Origin of the sequence: Acinetobacter beijerinckii CIP 110307, from assembly GCF_000369005.1 — a bacterium.
Classification (GTDB): Bacteria; Pseudomonadota; Gammaproteobacteria; order Pseudomonadales; family Moraxellaceae; genus Acinetobacter; species Acinetobacter beijerinckii.
On sequence record NZ_KB849766.1, the window covers coordinates 229721 to 250248 of the forward strand.

Consider the following 20528-nt stretch of genomic DNA (forward strand, 5'->3'; position numbering starts at 1 on the left):
CCGCCTTGACCACCGAAGCCGCCTTGACCACCGAAGCCACCACCTTGACCACCGAAGCCACCTTGACCACCGAAGCCGCCACCTTGACCACCGAAGCCGCCAGTCGTACCTTGACCACCGAAGCCACCAGTCGTACCTTGAGCTGGGAAGCCACCAGCAGTACCTTGAGCACCAGCTGGACGAGGGTTGCGTGCAGGAACAACAGTAGAAATCGCGTGTTTATAAACCATTTGACTTACAGTGTTTTTTAATAAAACAACATATTGATCAAAAGACTCAATATGACCCTGTAATTTAATACCGTTCACAAGGAAAATAGAAACTGGAATACGTTCTTTACGGAGAGAATTTAAGAACGGATCTTGTAAAGTTTGACCTTTAGACATTTTTAACTCCAAAAATTTTTAAATCAGCGCAAAAAAACTATCTTTATTTTTCAACTAAAAATTATAAAAAGACAGTTTGCGAATTTTGCTTTATCCAAAGAAGTTTCGCAAGTCTTCTTTCGCCTGCTTTATCGTCACGTAAGTTTTAAAATCGTGTAATTCTTGCAAAGAACGTAACCATGTGTATTGACGCTTTGCAAGTTGTCGTGTCGCAAATAGCGACTTATTCTCCATTTCTAATTTACTTTTGAGACTCAAGTCACTTTTTAATAAAAATTCTAAAGCTTGGCGATAACCAACAGACCGCATGGATGGTAAATTATCATCTAAATCGTATTTTCTAATTAATTCCTCCACTTCATTTAAAAAACCAATGCTCCACATTTTGCTCAATCTTTGCTCTATGCGTTGATGTAATTCTACCCGATCTGGCATCAAAGCGTAGTTATGAAATGTGTAACGATAAGGCTGATTTTTTGGTTGCTCAGCTTGTAATGTAGTGATTGGCTGACCAGTTATTTTATAAACCTCTAATGCGCGAATAATTCGTTGTTTATCAGAAACTTTAAATTTTTGACCTGCAATAGGATCAACTGCAATAAGTTCATCATACACAGCTTGCCAGCCTTGTTGTTCAGCTTTCGTATTTATTTCATCACGTATTGTCTGATCAGCATTAGGCAAATTATCGGCTAAACCTTCCAACAAAGATTTAAAATACAGCATCGTTCCTCCCACTAAAATCGGGGTTTTACCACGAGCATGCATTTCATCAATTAATGGACAAACATCTTCAACAAATTGTGCGGCTGAATACACCTCTAAAGGTGTAATAATATCAATCAAATGATGTGGATATTGTGCTTGCTCTTCCTGTGTAGGTTTAGCTGTTCCAATATCCATGTCTTTATAGACGAGTGCTGAATCAACAGAAATCAATTCAAAATTACCACGCTCATAGAGTTCACATGCCAATGCTGTTTTACCACTTGCGGTAGGTCCCATTAAATTGATGACGGGCAATTGATTTGACATGTAAAACTACTCTCCTCGAGCAAATAATTTATCTAGTTGATTTAATGGAAAAGCACGCCAAGTCGGACGGCCATGGTTACATTGACTCGCAAATTCGGTTTGTTCCATTTGTCGTAATAAGGCATTCATTTCTGAAAGGCTAAGTTGACGATGAGCACGTACTGCACCATGACATGCCATACCTGCTAACAATTCATCACGTTTTTGCAGCAAGCCTCTCGCTTCATCATTGGGATCAAGATCATTTAATAGTTCAGGAATTAAATTACCAAAATCTGCTTTATGCAAAATGGCAGGCACGCCGCGTACAATTACCTGATCATCACCATATTGATCAATTTCCAAACCCAAGCGTTGTAACTGCGATTGTAAATCTTCAACACGAGTGGCTTGCATACGGGTAATCGATACAATTTTCGGAATCAATAATTGTTGTGAAGTCCAAAATTCGGGCTTATCCCAAGCAGTTTTCATTTGTTGCAACAAAATACGCTCATGCGCTGCATGCATATCGACAATAATTAAGCCCTCTGTATTTTGAGCTAAAATATAAATGCCATGAAGTTGTGCAATCGCAATACCTAATGGAAATTCATCTACGCGAGAAGACAAAGCTTGATCGTCTATTTCAGTATTTGGAGGAATTTCTTCCTCACGTAAAGGTGCTAAATAGGTTTTTAAAGCATTATTTAGTTGAGCAGAATTATTATAACGGGACTGTTGTGCTTGCGATGAATGATATTGAACTGCTTGAGGACGACTTTTTTGAAACTCATCCAGTAAATCTGTTGATACGTCTAATTGCTGATTTAATTTTGGTTCTTGCTCTAATGCCGCACGGTGTAAATTAAATTGTTCTTGATATTTAGGTTGAGGCTGATGATTAGCGTTTTCTGCACTATTGTGATCCGATTTCATAGCTTGAGCTAAATCTGCGCTCGCAGTTTGAAATTGAGACAAAGTTGCTTTGGCATAATGACGTACAAACTCATGTACTTCACGCTGATTTAAAAATCGAATTTCGTGCTTAGTTGGGTGAACATTCACATCAATATTTTCAGGATCAACTTCTAAAAACAAGAGATAAGAAGAATGTTGATGGCCGTGCAAAATCCCGTCATAAGCCATGCGTAAAGCATGTGAAATGGTTTTATCTTTGACAATACGTCCATTTACATAAACATATTGCATATCAACTTGCGCACGGGCATCCGAAGGGTGCCCTAACCATCCAGACAAACGCATATTGATACTATCAGAATCAATCCAATAAGCATTTTGAATAAATTGCTGCCCCAATAACTGTTGCACCCGCTGATAACGTAATTCACCACTATCAGCGACAGGCAGGTTTAAACGAATATTATCGTTATGCTCCAATACAAAACGAATATCGAAATGGGTTAAAGCCAAACGGCGAACAATTTCTTCAATATGATTAAATTCTGTGGTTGGTTTTTTTAAGAATTTACGACGTGCTGGCACATTAAAAAATAAATCCTGCACACGGATATGCGTACCTTTTTGCGCTGCAACAGCTTGGATTTGTTGGTGATCAAAAGCCGTTCCATTCACTTCAACTTGATAGCCTACGCCTTGTTCATCTTGACTACTGGTTAACGTTAAACGAGATACCGCCGCAATCGAGGCTAAAGCTTCTCCTCGGAACCCCAAACTCACAATTGCATGTAAATCCTCAGCTGTTTGAATTTTGCTAGTGGCATGACGCATCACAGCCAAAGGTAAATCTTCTGCATGAATACCTTGACCATTGTCAATAATCTCAATTAATGTCGAACCACCTTGTGCCACCCGAATAATCAGCTCAGTCGCTCCAGCATCAATCGAGTTTTCTAATAATTCTTTGACTACAGATGAGGGACGCTCAATCACCTCACCTGCAGCAATTTGGTTCGCTAAAGCAGCATCGAGAGTATGAATACGACGCTTTGAATCATGCACCATTCAATTGTTCCTGCAACGTTTGTGCTAGCAATTCTGAATTTACAGTTAAAGTGACTAATCGAATCAATTCATCATCAGACTTTTGAATATCAATCACAACATCAGGTTGCGGAATTTCATCACCACCTTTTGACGGCCATTCAAATAAAAAAAGCCCGTCAGGTGTATCTAGATAATCTCGAATTCCCATTAATTCAAGTTCATATGGATCGTCTAAACGATATAAATCGAAATGGAAGATTTCTTTGCCTTGTATGGTGTACGGCTCAACCAAGGTATAAGTTGGGCTTTTTACTGAACCTTGATGTCCAAGGCTTTGTAGAAAATAACGTGTAAAAGTTGTTTTCCCAGCACCTAAATCACCGATTAAATAAATAATCCCTGAATGTACTTGCTTTGAAAGTACTTGTGCAAAATGTTGAGTGTCTTGTTCATGATTTAGAGTAAATTTCACTGAATACGACATGGCAAATAAAACAAAATTGGGATGGCAGCTATGATAACATTGCCCTGCTTTAAAGCCTAATAAAGTCCTTTTAAAGTGTTTTATTACATCATTTTATTAAGTTGATTTCGTTGTATGCCATCAATCATTGAGTTTACACCGCCATTAATCAATGGCGTCAGTGCAAGTAAAGTCTTTTTGCCCAATGATGTTTCAGCAGTGACTATTTTTGATTACTTATGCCAGCACTTTCCACATATTCAGGTTAACGAATGGCAACAGCGTTTTACGGATGAGTTAATCTACTCTGCGCAGGGAGAAAAATTAAAATTAAATAGTGTCTACACTCCCAATACCCACATTTATTATTATCGTTTTCTGGCGCATGAAATACATGTGCCATTTAAGCATCAAATTCTATTTGAAAATGATGATTTGCTTGTTGTTGATAAACCACATTTTTTGACCATGAGCCCTACAGGTCAATATGTTCAAGAAACTTTACTGGTTCGATTAAAAAAGCAAACTGGCTATGACGATTTAACGCCAATACATCGACTAGACCGTGAAACAGCAGGCGTTGTGTTATTCTGCAAAAAAGTATCATCAAGAAATGCATACCAACAACTTTTTGCAGAGCGCAAAGTTCAGAAAACATATCATGCGATTGCAGAATATAGATCAGAGATTCATTTTCCTTTGACTCTTGAGTTGCATTTAGAAAAAGGACATCCTTTTTACACCATGCAAATCAATCCTGAGAAAAAAAGTAATACTGAGACTATTATTTCTATCATTGAACATAATGAAAATTATGCAAAATACCAACTACAACCAAAAACGGGAAAACAACATCAGTTGCGAGTGCATTTGAATTTTTTAGGGATTCCCATCCTTAATGATGCTTTTTATCCAAAGGTTAAACACAAGGCTGATGATGATTTTAGTCAACCGCTACAACTACTCGCCAAGCAAATTCAATTTATAGATCCATTTACAAATCAAGAAATGAACTTTAGCTCACTTCAAGAAATTTCATTGTAAACACAACGTAATGACAAAAAAATCCACTTTTCACTGCAAAAATATTGAAATTACATTACGATCGTTTAAAATACATGACGATAAATATAAATATTTGGTTTAAATATTCATGCGAAAAACAGAAGTTTATCAGGTTCGCCTAGATTCACAGGAAAAAAAGCAGGCTTTTGCCGTTTTTAAGCAATTGGGTATATCCCCTGCTCAAGCAGTTCGTCTTTTCTTTAAACAAGTTGTACTGACTAAATCAATTCCATTTGCAATTGAAAATCAAAATATCAATATGGAGCAGTTACTTAAACTGCGTAAATCTAAAGCTGCGAATGCAGTAGAAAATCCATCTGCCATAGATATTGAAGATGATCACGAAGATTTATTTGAAGAGTTGAACGCTCTTCTCGGTGAAAGTGACAAAACTTAACAATGTTGCATTTATAAACAAGTTTTTATTTTTTAAGCTGAATTTTTTTCGTTATCCTGACAGTCCAAATAAAATTATAAATGTAAGGATCAACAGGAATGATTGTTAAACGAGCAATAAAGGAAGATCTCCATCAGCTTGCTGTCTTGTTTGATGAATACCGCCAATTCTATGGGGCATCATCAAATATTGAACAATCTTATCAATTTTTAAAACATCGTTTCGATAATAAAGACAGTGTTATTTTCATCCATGTTAAAGATGATGTATTTACTGGCTTTGTATTACTTTATCTTGCATTTTCTTCTGTGGCTTGTGAAACCTATTACATTTTAGATGACGTTTATGTCACACCCTCATACCGTAAACAAGGTTCTGCAAAACAGTTGATTGATACTGCCATTCTGTTTGCACGCCATGAAAACGCGCAACGGATTAGCCTTGAAACGCAAAAAAATAATTATCAATCCCATCAACTTTATGAACAAATGGGTTTTATTCAAGATAGTGAATTTAAAACTTTTCATTGTTTTTTAAAATAATCATTTATCTACAACTATGTTTTGGCTTAACTGTTTTTGCGAAGGAGTTAAATACACCCATTCTCCTTCCGCTAACTTTGGTAATTCAAGTAAACCGACTTGATGTCGATGCAAAGCCTCAACTTTATTCCCAACAGCTGCGAGCATTCTTTTAACTTGATGATACACACCTTGATGAATGGTCATGGATAGTTGATGAGTTGATATCAATTCGACATCAGTCGCAGCAAACACCCCTTTTTCATTACGAAGCTCTACTCCAATCTCTAAAGCATGCTTTTGATCCAGTGTAATAGGATCAGCTGTAGTAACGTGATAAACCTTGGGCACGTGCTTACGTGGATTGGTCAAAGCTTGTAAATATTGACCATCATCCGTGAGTAATAACATACCTGTTGTGTCCTGATCTAAACGACCAACACATTGGATACCACGATGAAGCAAAATTTCAGGAAATAAACTAAAGACACTTTTGTGATGCGTTGCTTGATGGGAACATTCGTAATCTTGAGGCTTATTAAGAACAATATAGACCTGCTCTCTATATTGGTATTCTTCACCAAATACCTGAAAACAGAGTTGATCAGTATGAATTTTCTGCTTTGGATTATCGCAGACCTGATGATCAATTTCGACAGAACCATTTTTTATTAACTGCTGACAATACTTTCTTGAACCAAAACCTTGCGATTGTAAAATTTTTTCCAGCAGCATAATTGCATCCTAATCCGAACTACAACTATTGTACTCGATTCCTAGATGCACCGTTGGCTGTTGCTTATTCATTCTCTGTTTTTATAATTTATTCACAATCTCTTCACTTGTAATAGAACACCTACAAAACCATCGTTAAACTCTCTCAATCGTAGTATTGCGCTCCATATTTTCACTAGAAAATCTTGTTAAATTTGTCACAAGCAAAAAAATATTGTCCAGATAGATGGATAAGGAGTTTCACTATGAAATCGAATATATGGTTATGCAGCCTTATTTTAGCAACTTCGTCGATGGCAACAGTCACATATGCTGATAACGCGACACGTGTTGCTGCTACTTCTGCTCTAGGCAGTGTTGTAGGTACAGCAATTGGGCAACAATTAGGCGGACAAACAGGTGCCATGATTGGTTCAGCCATTGGTGGTGCTGGTGGTGCTGCGGCATCTAGTAACAAGCGTGATCGTACTGAAGCTGCAATCGGTGGAGGCTTAGGTGGTGCAGGTGGATATACAGTTGGTCGTAATGTAGCTGGAACCAATGGTGGTTATATTGGTGCAGCTCTCGGTGCGGCAGGTGGTGCGGCATTAGGTCAAAAGGTTGGACAAGATCGAGATGCTGATAACCGTTACGATGATCGTCGCTATGACCGCCGTTACGATAATCGTCGTTCTTATGATGATCGCCGTTACTACAACTCTCGTCATAAAAATCGTCATGACAATGGTTTGCATCGTGGCTGGTATAAAAACCGATAATAGATTGTTTTGTATAAAGCACCTTCGGGTGCTTTTTTGTTGGTTAAATATAAATATCGATTAAAATCGATATACAAAATACAATTCATATCGTATTATTTCGATATATGATTTTGAGAATTGATGATGAAATCACTACAAGATATAAAGTTTTCTATCCTAGAACTCGCGCCAGTTCGTGATGATAAAAGTATTGAGTTTTCACTCCTTCACGCACTTGAACTCGCCCAACATGCTGAAAATTTAGGTTATCAACGGTTTTGGCTCGCTGAGCATCACAATATGGATGGGATTGCCAGTTCTGCTACAGCCGTTTTACTCGGATACATTGCGGCAAATACTCAAAGTATTCGTCTAGGTTCAGGCGGTATTATGTTACCAAACCATGCGCCGCTAGTGGTGGCAGAACAATTTGGGACCCTAGCGACACTATACCCAAATCGTTTTGAACTTGGTTTAGGTCGTGCGCCAGGAACAGACCAAATGACAATGCGTGCACTACGTCGTGGTCGCCAAGAAACCGAAGATCAATTTCCACAAGATGTAATGGAAATTTTGCAATACTTTAAAGCGCCGCAACCGAATCAAAAAATTATAGCTACGCCAGGGCAAAATACTCATGTCCCTGTTTGGCTACTTGGCTCAAGTTTATTCAGTGCTCAATTAGCTGCAAAGTTAGGACTTCCCTATTCTTTTGCTTCTCATTTTGCTCCAAGAATGTTAGGTCAAGCGATCGAGATTTATCGTGATAATTTCCAAACATCTGAATATTTAGATAAACCTTATGTGTCAATTGGCATCCCAACAGTTGTGGCTGCAACGGATGATGAAGCTCAATATTTAGCGACAAGTTCTTATCAGAGAATTTTAAATTTAATTCGTGGTCACAGTTTAAAACTTAAACCACCGATTGAATCGACTCAAGGTCTCGCAAGCAGTGCTGAACAATTAGCGATTCAAAATTTTTATGCGATGGCGCAAATTGGTTCTCAAGAAACGGTTAAATCAGGTTTAAATCAAATTGCGGCACAATATGATGTAGATGAATTTATATTCACCTGTGATATTTACGATACACAGAAACGTTTAGATAACTTTAGCTTGTTAATGGATATTAAACAGAACTAAATTCAATTTACAGGCAAGTAGGTTGTTATTTAATTTTAGCGACTTGCTTGTCAGACTAACCGCATCACCATTAATTGATGATGACTTTGAATATTTCATTTATTTTCAATTATTAAAACAGCAACTTCAAATCACAATATCTCAAAATTATACTGTTTTGCCTAACATCAAGGTCGCTTGTTGATGACTTACGGCTTGGCTAAATAGGAACCCTTGACCAATAGTACAACCAGATAATTTAAGCAACTCTAATTGCTCTATATTTTCAATACCTTCTGCAACAATATCTAAGGATAATTTTGGCCCCAATGCAACGATTGCTTCTACGATTGCTGAAATGGCAGGATCATGGTTCATTCGTCTAATAAAATCGCAATCAATTTTCAAGCAATCAACTGGGTAGTCTCTTAAGCGGGTTAAAGAAGAATGACCTGTACCAAAATCATCAAGTGCTATTCGCACTCCATTTTGTTTCAATAGAGTTAATGCTCTCACCACATAATCTGAACCACGATCATCCAAAATTTGTTCAGTAATCTCAATTTCAATCAGATGATGTGGAATTTTATATTGACTTAAACGATGCAATAAACGCTCAGCATAATTATCTTTCAGAAACTCAACTGGTGCAGCATTAATTGAAACTGGCACAAGTTGAAGTTTTTGCTTCATCCAAGTTGAAATATCCGCGAACACTTTGTTTTGTATTGCATCACTTATTCTTGTCGCCAAAACATAGTCTTGAAAAGCTTGTTCAACATTTTTTGGGAAATGAACCTGATTATCTGATGTTTGCCAACGCAATAAAGCTTCAAACCCGACTACTTTAGCATCTGACAATCTGACTTTAGGTTGATAAAACGGAATAATTAGATCATCACGAATGATATGACGTGCTTTATTAAGCTGGATTGCAACATCTTGAGCAGCGACTAGCATATGAGAATTGAACATGCGAAAGCCACCTCGTCCTGTGGCTTTTAAATCATTCAATGCAGTGTCAGCACATTTCATTAATGTAGATGAATCTTTGCTATCAAGTGGATAAATTGCACAACCAATACTCATACTTCCGTTAATTAAATTTCCAGCATATGTAATCGGTGCATCTAACAATTTATTGACATCAATTGCTATTTTTTCGAGATCACTTCCATCTTCAATCTCGTTTACAACAATTGCAAACTCATCTCCGCCAAGACGTGCGACAAAAGTATTGGCGGGAAGTATGTTCTCTATTCTCTTTGATAATATTCTGAGTAAATGATCACCTGCGGCATGACCCAAAGTATCGTTAACATGTTTGAAATAATCTAAATCAAGCAGCATTAAACCTAAGCGCTTTTTATTGCTTTTATGTTTAAGCAAAGTACGTTTAAGCTGAGATTTGAAAAAACGACGATTATACAACCCAGTTAATTCATCTAATTCACTGGCAATTTGAAGCCGCATTTCTGTTTCTTTTTGCGAAGTTACATCACGAGAAATACATAAGATACGCAACGTCTCGCCTGTATCATTAAATATAGGTGTCAGTAAATTATCCCAATACTGCTTTTTATTGCCACTTGTACTCATTCCACGAAATCGTGATGGTTTACCCTGCGCGGCAACCTTTAAAGCACGTACTGCCTTTGAGCGAATCTCCGCAGGTAAAAGATCAACCCATTTCATCCCAGAATGTTTATTGTTTTCAGATATATTTAATGCGGTACAGCCTGATTTATTGATATGTAAAAGTGTTCCATCGACTTCAAGTAATTTAATACAATCGATACTGGTATCAAGCATATTGGTTTGTGTGTCAATACATTTGACTAAGTTCTGTTGATGTCGCTTAGTTTCATGAATATCTGCACAGTTGATGAACCAATATTTTTTTTCAACATTTGTATTTTCAATAAATTTTGCGGACAACAAGAACCATCGATATGTACCAGAATGATGTTGTATTCGGCATTCAAATTGAAATTCATTTTTATGAATGAAAGCCTGTAACCATTCATTTTTATATAATTTTGAATCTTCTGGATGAATTACATTATCCCAGCCATTGATCAATTGATGTAATTCTTGTGCGCCTATATATTCTTGGCTTAATTTATTGAAAAAATAAGCATCGCCTTGTTCTGTCAATAACCAAACTAAACTGGGGATATTATCAAAAACGTTTTTTTCAATATCACTCATTTCTTGAAAGCATCGAAAAGCCCTAGTCGCATTGACATTTGTGTCATGCAACTCCAAAGATTTTATTTCTTTAGGGAACTCTTCATTTAAAAAATGACTAGCCAAAAGCAAAGTCATATACCGATGCTCACAATAGGTTTTAATTCACACATATCATATCAAAATGTGATGTAATTATCACTAAAACACACAACCCAATAGTCATATTTTGTAGTAATTTAAATTTTAAAATAAATTCAAAAAGTTATGATTTCATCAGTGACGTATGTCTTTGATATTAAGTTTTTGATTAAAATAAAAACACGTTATTTTATGTGATTTTTCGTATGAAAGGCTAAGTCAAATAAGGATTCACTTAGCCAAATTAAACTAACCAATACGTCGCTTCAGACCTGTCATCTGTAAAACTCGTGTAGAGATTTCCTCTATCGACATCTCCGTCACGTTCAAATATTTAATCCCCTCGGAGATATAGATACCCTCAATCGCACGCAACTCCATTTGGCATTGACTAAAGCTGGCATAACGGCTATTCGCTTTTCGCTCACTACGAATAGCAACTAAACGCTCTGCATCAATCATTAAACCAAAGAGTTTATTTTTATGCTCTTTGAGTACCGCAGGTAAGCGATTGTCATCTAGGTCTTCTTCGGTCAAAGGATAGTTTGCGACTCGAATACCAAATTGTAATGATAAATAAATCGAAGTTGGTGTTTTGCCTGAGCGAGACACTCCAACTAATATAAGATCTGCTTTATCATAATGTCGAGTGCGCGCACCATCATCGTTATCTAGTGCAAAATGAACTGCATCAATACGTGCTTTATAAGATTCGGAATCTGTTACTGCATGCGTTTGACCCACCAATGTTGTTGGAGGTGTACCCAATTCTTGTTCTAATTTACTAATTAAGCCTTCAAAGACATCCAAATTTACGGCTTTAGCAGTATTAATGATTTCACGTACATCTGGATCGACCAAAGTATCAAAAACAAGTGGTAAAGAACCGTCACGTTTCTGGCACGCATTGATCTCTACAGCAACATTCATTGCCGCCTCTTCTGTAGTGATATAAGGCATGATATGAATATCAAAATCAACGTTTGGAAATTGCGCAAGTAGCGAATGTCCAAGGGTTTCTGCAGTGATTGCTGTGCCATCTGAAATAAAGAATACACTCCGTTTAATTTGTTTACTTTCGGGCATCAAAATTCTCCTTAAACATTTGTCTTAGTGCTCTATAATCTTTATAGTAAACTCATCTAACATGGCTGTCGCTTAGTAAAACGCTAAATCTAAGCACATTCGTATAATTTCATACCAATGATGGTCATTCATACTGCAAAAAAAGTGGAGTAAATACTTTGGAAGCGCGCGTAATCGGTCTGGAAAAATTAGGAAAACACGATGTCGAACTCGTAGGTGGGAAAAACTCATCTTTGGGTGAAATGATCAGCCATTTATCAAATGCTGGCGTATCGGTACCTGGTGGATTTGCAACAACTGCAGCTGCCTATCGTGAGTTCTTGGATCAAAGCGGCTTAAACGCTCGTATTCAGGCTGAACTTGCACAGCTAAATGTTGACGATGTTATTACACTTGCTGAAACAGGCGCTAAAATTCGTAAATGGATTGTTGATACTCCACTTACTACAACATTAGAACAAGAAATTCGTGAGGCTTTTGCAGCACTTTCAAACGGCAACCCAGACATTGCTGTTGCGGTACGTTCTTCTGCAACTGCAGAAGATCTCCCTGACGCTTCATTTGCAGGTCAACAAGAAACCTTTTTAAATATTCGCGGTATTGATAATATTCTTATTGCGATTAAAGAAGTTTTTGCATCACTTTATAATGACCGTGCGATCGCTTATCGTGTACACCAAGGTTTTGAACATAGTGTTGTTGCCCTTTCTGCTGGCGTTCAACGTATGGTTCGCTCTGAAACTGGCGCTGCGGGTGTCATGTTTACACTTGATACAGAATCCGGTTTCCGTGATGTAGTCTTTATTACTGCATCGTATGGTTTAGGCGAAATGGTTGTACAGGGTGCAGTTAACCCAGACGAATTCTATTTATCTAAGCCACTACTCAATAATGGCAAACATTCTGTTTTACGCCGCAACCTTGGTTCTAAACACCAAAAAATGATTTATGGTGAAGAAGGTTCTGCAGGCAAATCAGTGGTTGTGGTTGATGTTGAAAAACCAGAACGTCAACAATTTGCTTTGAATGATCATGAACTGCATGAGCTTGCTAAACAAGCATTAATTATTGAACAACACTACGGCTCACCAATGGATATTGAGTGGGCAAAAGATGGTGATGACGGTCAAATCTATATTGTACAAGCGCGTCCAGAAACTGTAAAAAGTCGTCAAAATGTTGGCACAATGGAACGCTACCTGTTAAAACAGCGCGGTACTGTCATCTGTGAAGGACGCTCAATCGGTCAACGTATTGGTTCAGGTCGCGTACGTGTTGTGACTTCAATCAAGGAAATGGATAAAGTACAAGATGGTGATGTACTTGTATCTGATATGACTGATCCAGATTGGGAACCAGTAATGAAACGTGCTGCTGCGATTGTCACAAACCGCGGCGGTCGTACTTGTCACGCAGCAATTATTGCTCGTGAACTTGGTGTACCTGCCATAGTTGGCTGTGGTAACGCAACAGAAGTATTAACTGATGGCCAAGAAGTAACTGTTTCTTGTGCTGAAGGTGATACAGGCTTTATTTATGAAGGTGCGTTAGACTTTGAAGTACAACGTAATTCAATTCATTCAATGCCTAAACTACCGTTCAAAATTATGATGAACGTGGGTAACCCTGACCGTGCATTTGATTTTGCTCAAATCCCAAATGAAGGGATTGGTCTTGCTCGTCTTGAGTTCATCATCAACCGTATGATCGGTGTGCATCCAAAAGCATTATTAAACATCGAAAGCCTTCCTCGTGAAACACGTGCTGCTGTAATGACACGTACGGCTGGCTACACTTCTCCGATTGAGTTTTATGTTGAAAAGTTAGTCGAAGGTATCTCAACACTCGCCGCTGCCTTTGCAAATAAGCCTGTGATTGTGCGTATGTCTGACTTTAAGTCAAATGAATATGCGAACTTAATTGGCGGTAAGTTATACGAACCTGAAGAAGAAAACCCAATGTTAGGTTTCCGTGGCGCTAGTCGTTATGTATCTGACAACTTCCGTGATTGTTTTGAGCTTGAATGTCGTGCATTAAAAAAAGTGCGTGATGAAATGGGCTTAACCAATGTTCAAATTATGATTCCATTTGTTCGTACAGTTTCTGAAGCGAAACGTGTGATTGAGCTGCTTGCTCAAAATGGGTTAAAACGTGGTGAAAATGGCCTAAAAGTCATCATGATGTGTGAATTACCAACCAATGCATTATTGGCTGAGCAATTCCTTGAGCATTTCGATGGTTTCTCGATTGGTTCAAATGACTTAACACAACTTACACTGGGTCTTGACCGCGACTCTGGTATCGTTTCACATCTGTTTGATGAGCGTGACCCAGCAGTCAAAGCTTTATTATCGATGGCTATTCATGCCTGCCGTAAAGCAGGAAAATACGTCGGAATCTGTGGACAAGGTCCTTCAGATCACCCAGATTTAGCTAAATGGTTGATGGAGCAAGGTATTGAATCTGTTTCACTTAATCCAGATTCTGTCCTTGACACGTGGTTCTTCCTTGCTGAAGAGCAGATCAAAAAAGCCTAATCTTTTATAAAAAAAGACCCTTCCGTGGGGTCTTTTTTCATCTTTAGTCATTGAGATTTTTTTATTATGCAAATTTACTTGGCTCGTAACAATCAACAAGCTGGACCATATAGTTTAGAACAAGTGAACCAAATGCTGACCAGCCAACAGGTTTTACTTACCGATCTTGTTTGGCATGAAGGTATGACTGAATGGAAAACACTTGGTGAATTAACACAAGGTAAACTTGTTTACGAACCTGTAGGATACTCTCCTTTCAGTACGCAAATTAATAATGAAACAGAAAAAGCCTCTTTTAATATAAAAGTGGAACAAAAGACACCTGAGCTTGCTGCTTTTCACTCACGCGCACTTGCCAAAATTTTAGATTTAATGCTTTGGTTACCGATGGCTGCAATTCCATCATTTTTCTTTAATGAAAGCCAATATCAAGAGCTATTTGATATTCAGAAACAGCTACAAGCCACCCAAATGGCCTCGACTAAAGCTGTCGAATTACAACAGCAGTTGATGCAGCTCATTCCAAATGAAGCATGGATGACGATGTTTGCCTATCTAATTATCATGCTCATGATTCAAGCCTTCTTTATTGCGAAGTCAGGGCAAAGTATTGGTAAGAAAATAGCGAAAATAAAAATTGTTGATGTAGAACAAAATACACAGGTGAATAGCATTCGTGCGTTTTGGCTAAGAAGTGTCTTGTTCATTATTCTCAATTTATTATTCATGCCTTTTATTACACTTATTGACTATACTTTCTTCGTTTTCAACAAAAATCGTCAAACATTGCACGATAAATTGGCAAAAACCAAGGTCGTAAAGCAATAATCACAAATCAATAAACAAAAGAGGATTTAATCCTCTTTTTTATATATTAAATTGATATCTAAAAGAAAAACATACTACCAAACAATAACCCTACAAAATAAATCGGGTTTTAAAACAAGTATTTCTGACCCTGTTATGTGTAGCTTAGTTTTTCAATATGAGGCATAATGCCCAACAACGTAGCGGTGTCGCATGATTGCTAAGCATTTCACAAAAAATTCTTATCAATCATGCGACACTTTAATCGCTATCCCATAATTTAATTAGGGAATGGGACTCTTCACCGAGGTTGTAAAATGAGACAAACGATTTTAGCTGTATTGTCTTTATCTACGATGGCTGCACTCTTGACTGGGTGTGGCGGTGATATGGTACTTCTAAACAATAAAGGTCCAGTAGGTCAAGGTCAAAGTGACCTGATGATGACTGCGATCTATCTAATGCTGTTGGTGGTAATTCCATCAATCGTAATGGCATTATGGTTTGGTTGGCAATATCGCGCATCGAATAAAGATGCAGACTATAAACCTACTTGGGCACACTCTACGACAATTGAGATCGTTGTTTGGGGTGTTCCTGTCATTATTATTGGTATTTTAGCTTGGTTAACTTGGTGGGGTTCCCACAAGTACGACCCTTACCGTCCGTTAGAGTCAGATAAAGCACCATTAACTATTCAAGCTGTCGCTGAACAGTTTAAATGGATTTTTATCTATCCTGAGCAAAATATTGCAACGGTAAACGAAGTACGTTTCCCAGAACAAACGCCTATTAGCTTCAAGATTACGTCTAACTTTACGATGAACTCGTTCTTCATCCCACAGTTAGGTGGGCAAATCTACGCTATGGCGGGTATGCAAACTCATCTTCACTTATTAGCAGATGAACCAGGTGTATTCCGTGGTTTCTCAGCAAACTATTCAGGTTATGGTTTCTCACAAATGCGCTTTAAAGCACACAGCGTGACTGAACCAGAATTTGCACAGTGGGTTGAAGCTGTAAAAGCTGGTAATGGTACAAGCATTAATGCTGAAGCGATTCAAAAAGGTACACTTGACCAAGCTGAATTAGCAACACTTAAAGATGGTGATCGTTCTAAACATCAGATCGAAATTCTTGTTAACCGCGCTAAAGCTGCGGGTGATGAAGAAGCTATCGCTAAAGCTGAAGCAATGAAACCATTCCCAAATAAGCCACACCCTGTAACGTATTACTCATCAGTTGAACCAAAATTGTTTGAAACAATCATCAACTATTACATGAGTAACTATCACGGTGCTGACCACTCTGCTGCTGGACATGCAACAGCAGAAACTCATGCTGCAGCTGAACACGCTGCTCAAGGGGAATAAGACATGGATATGATTTTTGGCAAATTAGGTTGGGACTCTATCCCAACAGAGCCGATTGTACTCGTTACCATGGTCATGATGGCTCTTGGTGGCATTGCGGTTGTTGGTGGTATTACCTATTTTAAGAAATGGGGCTACCTTTGGAAAGAATGGTTTACATCTGTAGATCATAAAAAGATTGGTATTATGTATATCATTGTATCTGTAATCATGCTGTTGCGTGGTTTCGCAGATGCGATCATGATGCGTCTACAACTTTTCCTCGCTAAAGGCGGTGGTGAAGGTTACCTACATCCTGACCATTACGATCAGATCTTTACGGCACACGGCGTAATCATGATCTTCTTCGTAGCAATGGGTCTTGTTGTTGGTATGATGAACATCTCTGTACCTTTACAGATTGGTGCTCGTGACGTTGCATTTCCATTATTAAACTCTTTAAGTTTCTGGTTGTTTGCTGGAGCTGCTGGTTTGATGATGGTTTCACTTGTATTAGGTGAATTTGCTGCTACAGGTTGGATGGCTTATCCTCCATTGTCTGGTATTCAATATTCTCCTGGTGTTGGTGTTGACTACTATATTTGGGCACTTCAGGTTTCTGGTCTAGGTACGCTTTTATCAGGTGTTAACTTCTTCGTTACCATCATTAAAATGCGTGCTCCTGGTATGAAACTGATGGACATGCCTATCTTTACATGGACTTCTCTTTGTACAGCAGTACTCATCATTGCATCATTCCCTGTATTAACAGGTACACTTGCAATGTTGACGCTAGACCGTTACTTCGGCTTCCATTTCTTCACAAATGAGCTTGGCGGTAGCCCAATGCTTTACGTGAACTTGATCTGGACATGGGGTCACCCTGAGGTATACATCTTAGTATTGCCAGCTTTTGGTCTATACTCAGAAATCGTTGCAACCTTCTCTCGTAAAGCGTTATTCGGTTACAAGTCAATGGTGTATGCAACAATTGCAATTACTGTACTTGCATTCGTTGTATGGCTTCACCACTTCTTTACCATGGGTGCTGGCGCGAACGTTAACGCGTTCTTCGGTATTATGACCATGGTTATTGCGATTCCTACAGGTGTGAAAATCTTCTCTTGGTTATTCACAATGTATAAAGGTCGCATCACCTATACTACCCCAATGTTATGGACGCTTGGCTTCCTTGTGACATTCGGTATCGGTGGTTTAACTGGTGTACTTATGGCTGTTCCACCTGCGGACTTCCTTGTACATAACTCATTATTCTTGATCGCTCACTTCCATAACGTAATTATCGGTGGTGTGGTGTTTGGTATGTTTGCCGGCATCATCTTCTACTGGCCGAAAATGTTTGGCTGGAAGCTCAACGAAGCATGGGGTAAAGCTGCGTTCTGGTTCTGGTTTATCGGTTTCTATTTTGCATTCATGCCACTTTATATCCTTGGTTTCATGGGTATGACACGTCGTTTGAATACATATGACAACCCTGAATGGGATCCATACTTAGCAATTGCATTGTTTGGTGCTGTGCTTATCGCGATCGGTATTGCATGTTTCCTAATGCAAATCATCGTTGGTTTCTTACAACGTAAGGACAACATGGACCATACAGGCGATCCATGGGATAGCCGTACACTTGAATGGGCAACATCTTCTCCTGCTCCGTTCTATAACTTTGCACATGTACCAGAAGCTAGCGGTGTTGATCGTTTCTGGACTGACAAAGAAAATGGTGTAGCATACGCTCGTGATACCAAATATGAAGACATCCACATGCCGACTGATCGTGCAGCTGGTTTTGTCATTGCAATGTTCATTACTGTGCTTGGCTTTGCATTAATTTGGCATATTTGGTGGTTAGTCGTTGTTTCATTCGTTGCAGCTGTTGTTAGCTTGATCGTAAGCTCATTCACTAAGAATGTTGATTACTACGTTCCTGCTGCTGAAGTTGAGCGCATTGAAAACGAACGCTATGCTTTACTTGAAAAACACTTGAAGAAGGACTAAGGAAATGGCTGAAGTACTTCATCACGACAACCACGGTCATGACGGTCATCACGAACATGATGATACAGACTTAACGGTCTTTGGTTTCTGGACTTATTTGATGAGTGACTTGATTCTTTTCGGATCACTCTTCATCGCGTTCGCCGTATTAAGCAGTCATATTCCACCTGGTACTCCAAGTGCGAAAGATCTTTTTGGTGATTCTTTAGGTTTTGTATTAACCGAAACTTTTGCCCTATTGATCTCTTCGGTAACATTCGGATTTGCAGTTCTTGCATCTTATAAAAAGAATGTAAACCAAGTGATTACTTGGTTATTCATTACTTTCTTATTTGGTGCAACGTTCATTGGTATGGAAATCTATGAATTCCATCACCTTGTACATGCTGGCCACGGTCCGACTCATAGTGCATTCTTATCAGCATTCTTTACTTTAGTTGGTACACACGGTATTCACGTAACTTCTGGTTTAGTGTGGATGCTCGTACTTATGTATCAAATCAAGAAGAATGGTTTGACACTACCGAATACACGTCGTCTTGCTTGCTTAAGCTTGTTCTGGCACTTCCTTGACATCGTTTGGATCTGTGTATTCAGCGTCGTTTACTTAATGGGAGTTCTCTAATGAGTGGTCATGACCATAATGCTGCAGGTGCATCACACGGTAACTTCAAACAGTACACGGTTGGTTTCATCCTGTCTGTTGTCCTCACCATCATTCCTTTTGGAATGGTGATGGCGGGTGGTTTTAGTCGTGGTATTTTAATGACTGTAATCGCAATTACAGCGGTTGCTCAGGTGCTTGTACAGCTTGTGTATTTCCTACACATGAATACATCATCAGAACAACGCTGGAACTTGATTGCATTCATCTACACAATCCTATGTATCGCTGTTCTTCTTGTTGGTTCAGTGTGGATTATGAATTACCTACACTACAACATGATGATCTAAACTGATTGTCATGTGGAAAAAGTATTTATTCCTGACTAAACCAGGAATTCTCTTCGGTAATTTTATTACCACCTTGGGCGGCTTCTTTTTAGCCGCTCAAGGCTCCATAGACTTCCTCTTATTATTACTTACTCTGATTGGAACGACATTTGTTGTTGCTTCTGGTTGTGTCGTAAATAATGTAATTGATCAAGACATCGATCAAAAAATGCAACGCACCATGAACCGTGCTCTTGTTAAAAAAACAATCTCCCCTACTATAGCAATGTTTTATGCATTCGTTTTAGGTGTCATTGGTTTTAGCATTCTCTGGTTCTATGTGAATGCTTATGCATTCTTATTCGCTGTAATTGGTTTCGTCGTCTATGTTGGGTTTTATAGTTTGTGGACAAAACGTACCACAATCCATCAAACCGTGATTGGTAGTATTTCTGGAGCGAGTCCCCCAGTTATTGGTTACACGGCTGTAAGTCAACAATTCGATATGGCTGCTCTCCTCATTTTTGTTGCATATGCTTTATGGCAAATGCCACATTCTTGGGCGATTGCAATTTATCGGTTTGACGACTATAAAAATGCAGGAGTGCCTATTTTACCAGTAGCACGTTCTATTCTGAGAACCAAAATTGAATCACTGATCTATGTGATTTTATTTACGCTTTCAATGAATGCTTTATATGTATATGGATACACCAATATTATTTTCTTGGTGATTTGCAATGCATTATGTATTTACTGGTTTTATATTGGTATTTTAGGATTTAAAGCTGATAATGATCAGCTTTGGGCAAAACGTTTTTTTCTTTTTTCAGTCATTTTAATTACTGTGATTAGTTTGAGCTTTAGCTTTACATTCTCAAGTCCTGCACCTCTACTCCCTATTTTTTAAAAAGATAGAGACTTCTCTGTCTTTTTATTATTCCTTCTGTTGTTATCATTTCGTGCAATAAAAACATTAGATTCTTATTGCCTAAATGAAATTACGCTATATCCAATTATTCAAACCCTTCTTTTATTCCAGTTTATTTGTG

The 20528-nt window shown here is 38.3% G+C and carries 19 protein-coding genes; 12 read left to right on the top strand and 7 right to left on the bottom strand.

What is annotated here, in order from left to right; all coding sequences use genetic code 11:
- The 4 genes from hfq to tsaE all read right to left on the bottom strand — a co-directional run.
- The coding region (gene hfq / locus F933_RS17445) for an RNA chaperone Hfq (protein ID WP_005062368.1) at nt 1–386 on the bottom strand (386 nt) is incomplete at its 3' end.
- Between the two features lie 90 nt (nt 387–476).
- Nucleotides 477–1421: a tRNA (adenosine(37)-N6)-dimethylallyltransferase MiaA gene (miaA, locus tag F933_RS14200; RefSeq protein ID WP_005062371.1), complete on the bottom strand. Its 945-nt coding sequence runs from the start codon at nt 1419–1421 to the stop codon at nt 477–479.
- A gap of 6 nt (nt 1422–1427) precedes the next feature.
- Nucleotides 1428–3386 (bottom strand): DNA mismatch repair endonuclease MutL, encoded by a 1959-nt coding sequence (mutL, locus tag F933_RS14205; protein ID WP_005062372.1) that lies wholly within the window; start codon nt 3384–3386, stop codon nt 1428–1430.
- Nucleotides 3376–3852 carry a tRNA (adenosine(37)-N6)-threonylcarbamoyltransferase complex ATPase subunit type 1 TsaE gene (gene tsaE, locus F933_RS14210; protein ID WP_005062374.1) on the bottom strand — a complete coding sequence of 159 codons (477 nt, stop codon included), beginning with the start codon at nt 3850–3852 and terminating at the stop codon, nt 3376–3378. The genes mutL and tsaE overlap by 11 nt, the downstream gene beginning before the upstream one ends.
- A 114-nt stretch (nt 3853–3966) precedes the next feature.
- Here tsaE and F933_RS14215 point away from each other — a divergent pair, with 114 nt between their 5' ends.
- From F933_RS14215 to F933_RS14225, 3 genes are all read left to right on the top strand, one after another.
- Nucleotides 3967–4875 carry a pseudouridine synthase gene (locus tag F933_RS14215; protein ID WP_005062376.1) on the top strand — a complete coding sequence of 303 codons (909 nt, stop codon included), beginning with the start codon at nt 3967–3969 and terminating at the stop codon, nt 4873–4875.
- 109 nt (nt 4876–4984) lie between these two features.
- Nucleotides 4985–5293 (top strand): type II toxin-antitoxin system RelB/DinJ family antitoxin, encoded by a 309-nt coding sequence (locus tag F933_RS14220; RefSeq protein WP_005062377.1) that lies wholly within the window; start codon nt 4985–4987, stop codon nt 5291–5293.
- Between the two features lie 98 nt (nt 5294–5391).
- Nucleotides 5392–5835, top strand: a complete 444-nt coding sequence (locus tag F933_RS14225) for a GNAT family N-acetyltransferase (RefSeq protein ID WP_005054634.1) — start codon at nt 5392–5394, stop codon at nt 5833–5835.
- On the opposite strand, the gene F933_RS14230 is transcribed toward F933_RS14225, so the two are convergent.
- Entirely contained in the window at nt 5836–6549 is a 714-nt protein-coding gene (locus F933_RS14230) for a pseudouridine synthase (protein WP_005062379.1), read from the bottom strand.
- A gap of 245 nt (nt 6550–6794) precedes the next feature.
- Here F933_RS14230 and F933_RS14235 point away from each other — a divergent pair, with 245 nt between their 5' ends.
- Nucleotides 6795–7307, top strand: coding sequence for a glycine zipper domain-containing protein (locus tag F933_RS14235; RefSeq protein ID WP_005054637.1), 513 nt, complete (start codon nt 6795–6797; stop codon nt 7305–7307).
- Nucleotides 7308–7433: 126 nt separating this feature from the next.
- Nucleotides 7434–8435, top strand: a complete 1002-nt coding sequence (locus F933_RS14240; protein WP_167539098.1) for an LLM class flavin-dependent oxidoreductase — start codon at nt 7434–7436, stop codon at nt 8433–8435.
- Nucleotides 8436–8582: 147 nt separating this feature from the next.
- Here the strand turns inward: F933_RS14240 and F933_RS14245 are convergent, their stop codons facing one another.
- Nucleotides 8583–10625 carry a sensor domain-containing protein gene (locus F933_RS14245; RefSeq protein WP_045504287.1) on the bottom strand — a complete coding sequence of 681 codons (2043 nt, stop codon included), beginning with the start codon at nt 10623–10625 and terminating at the stop codon, nt 8583–8585.
- Nucleotides 10626–10994: 369 nt separating this feature from the next.
- Nucleotides 10995–11831 carry a posphoenolpyruvate synthetase regulatory kinase/phosphorylase PpsR gene (ppsR, locus tag F933_RS14250; RefSeq protein ID WP_005054643.1) on the bottom strand — a complete coding sequence of 279 codons (837 nt, stop codon included), beginning with the start codon at nt 11829–11831 and terminating at the stop codon, nt 10995–10997.
- Between the two features lie 158 nt (nt 11832–11989).
- Here ppsR and ppsA point away from each other — a divergent pair, with 158 nt between their 5' ends.
- From ppsA to cyoE, 7 genes are all read left to right on the top strand, one after another.
- Nucleotides 11990–14368 carry a phosphoenolpyruvate synthase gene (gene ppsA, locus F933_RS14255; protein WP_005062385.1) on the top strand — a complete coding sequence of 793 codons (2379 nt, stop codon included), beginning with the start codon at nt 11990–11992 and terminating at the stop codon, nt 14366–14368.
- A 66-nt stretch (nt 14369–14434) separates the two neighbouring features.
- Nucleotides 14435–15196 (top strand): RDD family protein, encoded by a 762-nt coding sequence (locus F933_RS14260; RefSeq protein ID WP_005062387.1) that lies wholly within the window; start codon nt 14435–14437, stop codon nt 15194–15196.
- A gap of 296 nt (nt 15197–15492) precedes the next feature.
- Nucleotides 15493–16548 (top strand): ubiquinol oxidase subunit II, encoded by a 1056-nt coding sequence (gene cyoA, locus F933_RS14265; protein ID WP_005062389.1) that lies wholly within the window; start codon nt 15493–15495, stop codon nt 16546–16548.
- Nucleotides 16549–16551: 3 nt separating this feature from the next.
- Nucleotides 16552–18543, top strand: a complete 1992-nt coding sequence (cyoB, locus tag F933_RS14270; RefSeq protein ID WP_005054653.1) for a cytochrome o ubiquinol oxidase subunit I — start codon at nt 16552–16554, stop codon at nt 18541–18543.
- Nucleotides 18544–18547: 4 nt separating this feature from the next.
- Nucleotides 18548–19168, top strand: a complete 621-nt coding sequence (gene cyoC, locus F933_RS14275; RefSeq protein WP_005054655.1) for a cytochrome o ubiquinol oxidase subunit III — start codon at nt 18548–18550, stop codon at nt 19166–19168.
- Nucleotides 19168–19497: a cytochrome o ubiquinol oxidase subunit IV gene (locus tag F933_RS14280; protein WP_004912170.1), complete on the top strand. Its 330-nt coding sequence runs from the start codon at nt 19168–19170 to the stop codon at nt 19495–19497. Before cyoC ends, F933_RS14280 begins: the two co-directional genes overlap by 1 nt.
- Nucleotides 19498–19507: 10 nt before the next feature.
- Nucleotides 19508–20386 (top strand): heme o synthase, encoded by an 879-nt coding sequence (gene cyoE, locus F933_RS14285; RefSeq protein ID WP_005062392.1) that lies wholly within the window; start codon nt 19508–19510, stop codon nt 20384–20386.
- Nucleotides 20387–20528 lie beyond the last annotated feature (142 nt).

Bases quoted from the DNA above. Each gene is read 5' to 3' on its own strand.
- miaA (WP_005062371.1), bottom strand. From the start codon at position 1,421: ATGTCAAATCAATTGCCCGTCATCAATTTAATGGGACCTACCGCAAGT.
- mutL (WP_005062372.1), bottom strand. From the start codon at position 3,386: ATGGTGCATGATTCAAAGCGTCGTATTCATACTCTCGATGCTGCTTTA.
- tsaE (WP_005062374.1), bottom strand. From the start codon at position 3,852: ATGTCGTATTCAGTGAAATTTACTCTAAATCATGAACAAGACACTCAA.
- F933_RS14215 (WP_005062376.1), top strand. From the start codon at position 3,967: ATGCCATCAATCATTGAGTTTACACCGCCATTAATCAATGGCGTCAGT.
- F933_RS14220 (WP_005062377.1), top strand. From the start codon at position 4,985: ATGCGAAAAACAGAAGTTTATCAGGTTCGCCTAGATTCACAGGAAAAA.
- F933_RS14225 (WP_005054634.1), top strand. From the start codon at position 5,392: ATGATTGTTAAACGAGCAATAAAGGAAGATCTCCATCAGCTTGCTGTC.
- F933_RS14230 (WP_005062379.1), bottom strand. From the start codon at position 6,549: ATGCTGCTGGAAAAAATTTTACAATCGCAAGGTTTTGGTTCAAGAAAG.
- F933_RS14235 (WP_005054637.1), top strand. From the start codon at position 6,795: ATGAAATCGAATATATGGTTATGCAGCCTTATTTTAGCAACTTCGTCG.
- F933_RS14240 (WP_167539098.1), top strand. From the start codon at position 7,434: ATGAAATCACTACAAGATATAAAGTTTTCTATCCTAGAACTCGCGCCA.
- F933_RS14245 (WP_045504287.1), bottom strand. From the start codon at position 10,625: ATGAGTGATATTGAAAAAAACGTTTTTGATAATATCCCCAGTTTAGTT.
- ppsR (WP_005054643.1), bottom strand. From the start codon at position 11,831: ATGCCCGAAAGTAAACAAATTAAACGGAGTGTATTCTTTATTTCAGAT.
- F933_RS14260 (WP_005062387.1), top strand. From the start codon at position 14,435: ATGCAAATTTACTTGGCTCGTAACAATCAACAAGCTGGACCATATAGT.
- cyoA (WP_005062389.1), top strand. From the start codon at position 15,493: ATGAGACAAACGATTTTAGCTGTATTGTCTTTATCTACGATGGCTGCA.
- cyoB (WP_005054653.1), top strand. From the start codon at position 16,552: ATGGATATGATTTTTGGCAAATTAGGTTGGGACTCTATCCCAACAGAG.
- cyoC (WP_005054655.1), top strand. From the start codon at position 18,548: ATGGCTGAAGTACTTCATCACGACAACCACGGTCATGACGGTCATCAC.
- F933_RS14280 (WP_004912170.1), top strand. From the start codon at position 19,168: ATGAGTGGTCATGACCATAATGCTGCAGGTGCATCACACGGTAACTTC.
- cyoE (WP_005062392.1), top strand. From the start codon at position 19,508: ATGTGGAAAAAGTATTTATTCCTGACTAAACCAGGAATTCTCTTCGGT.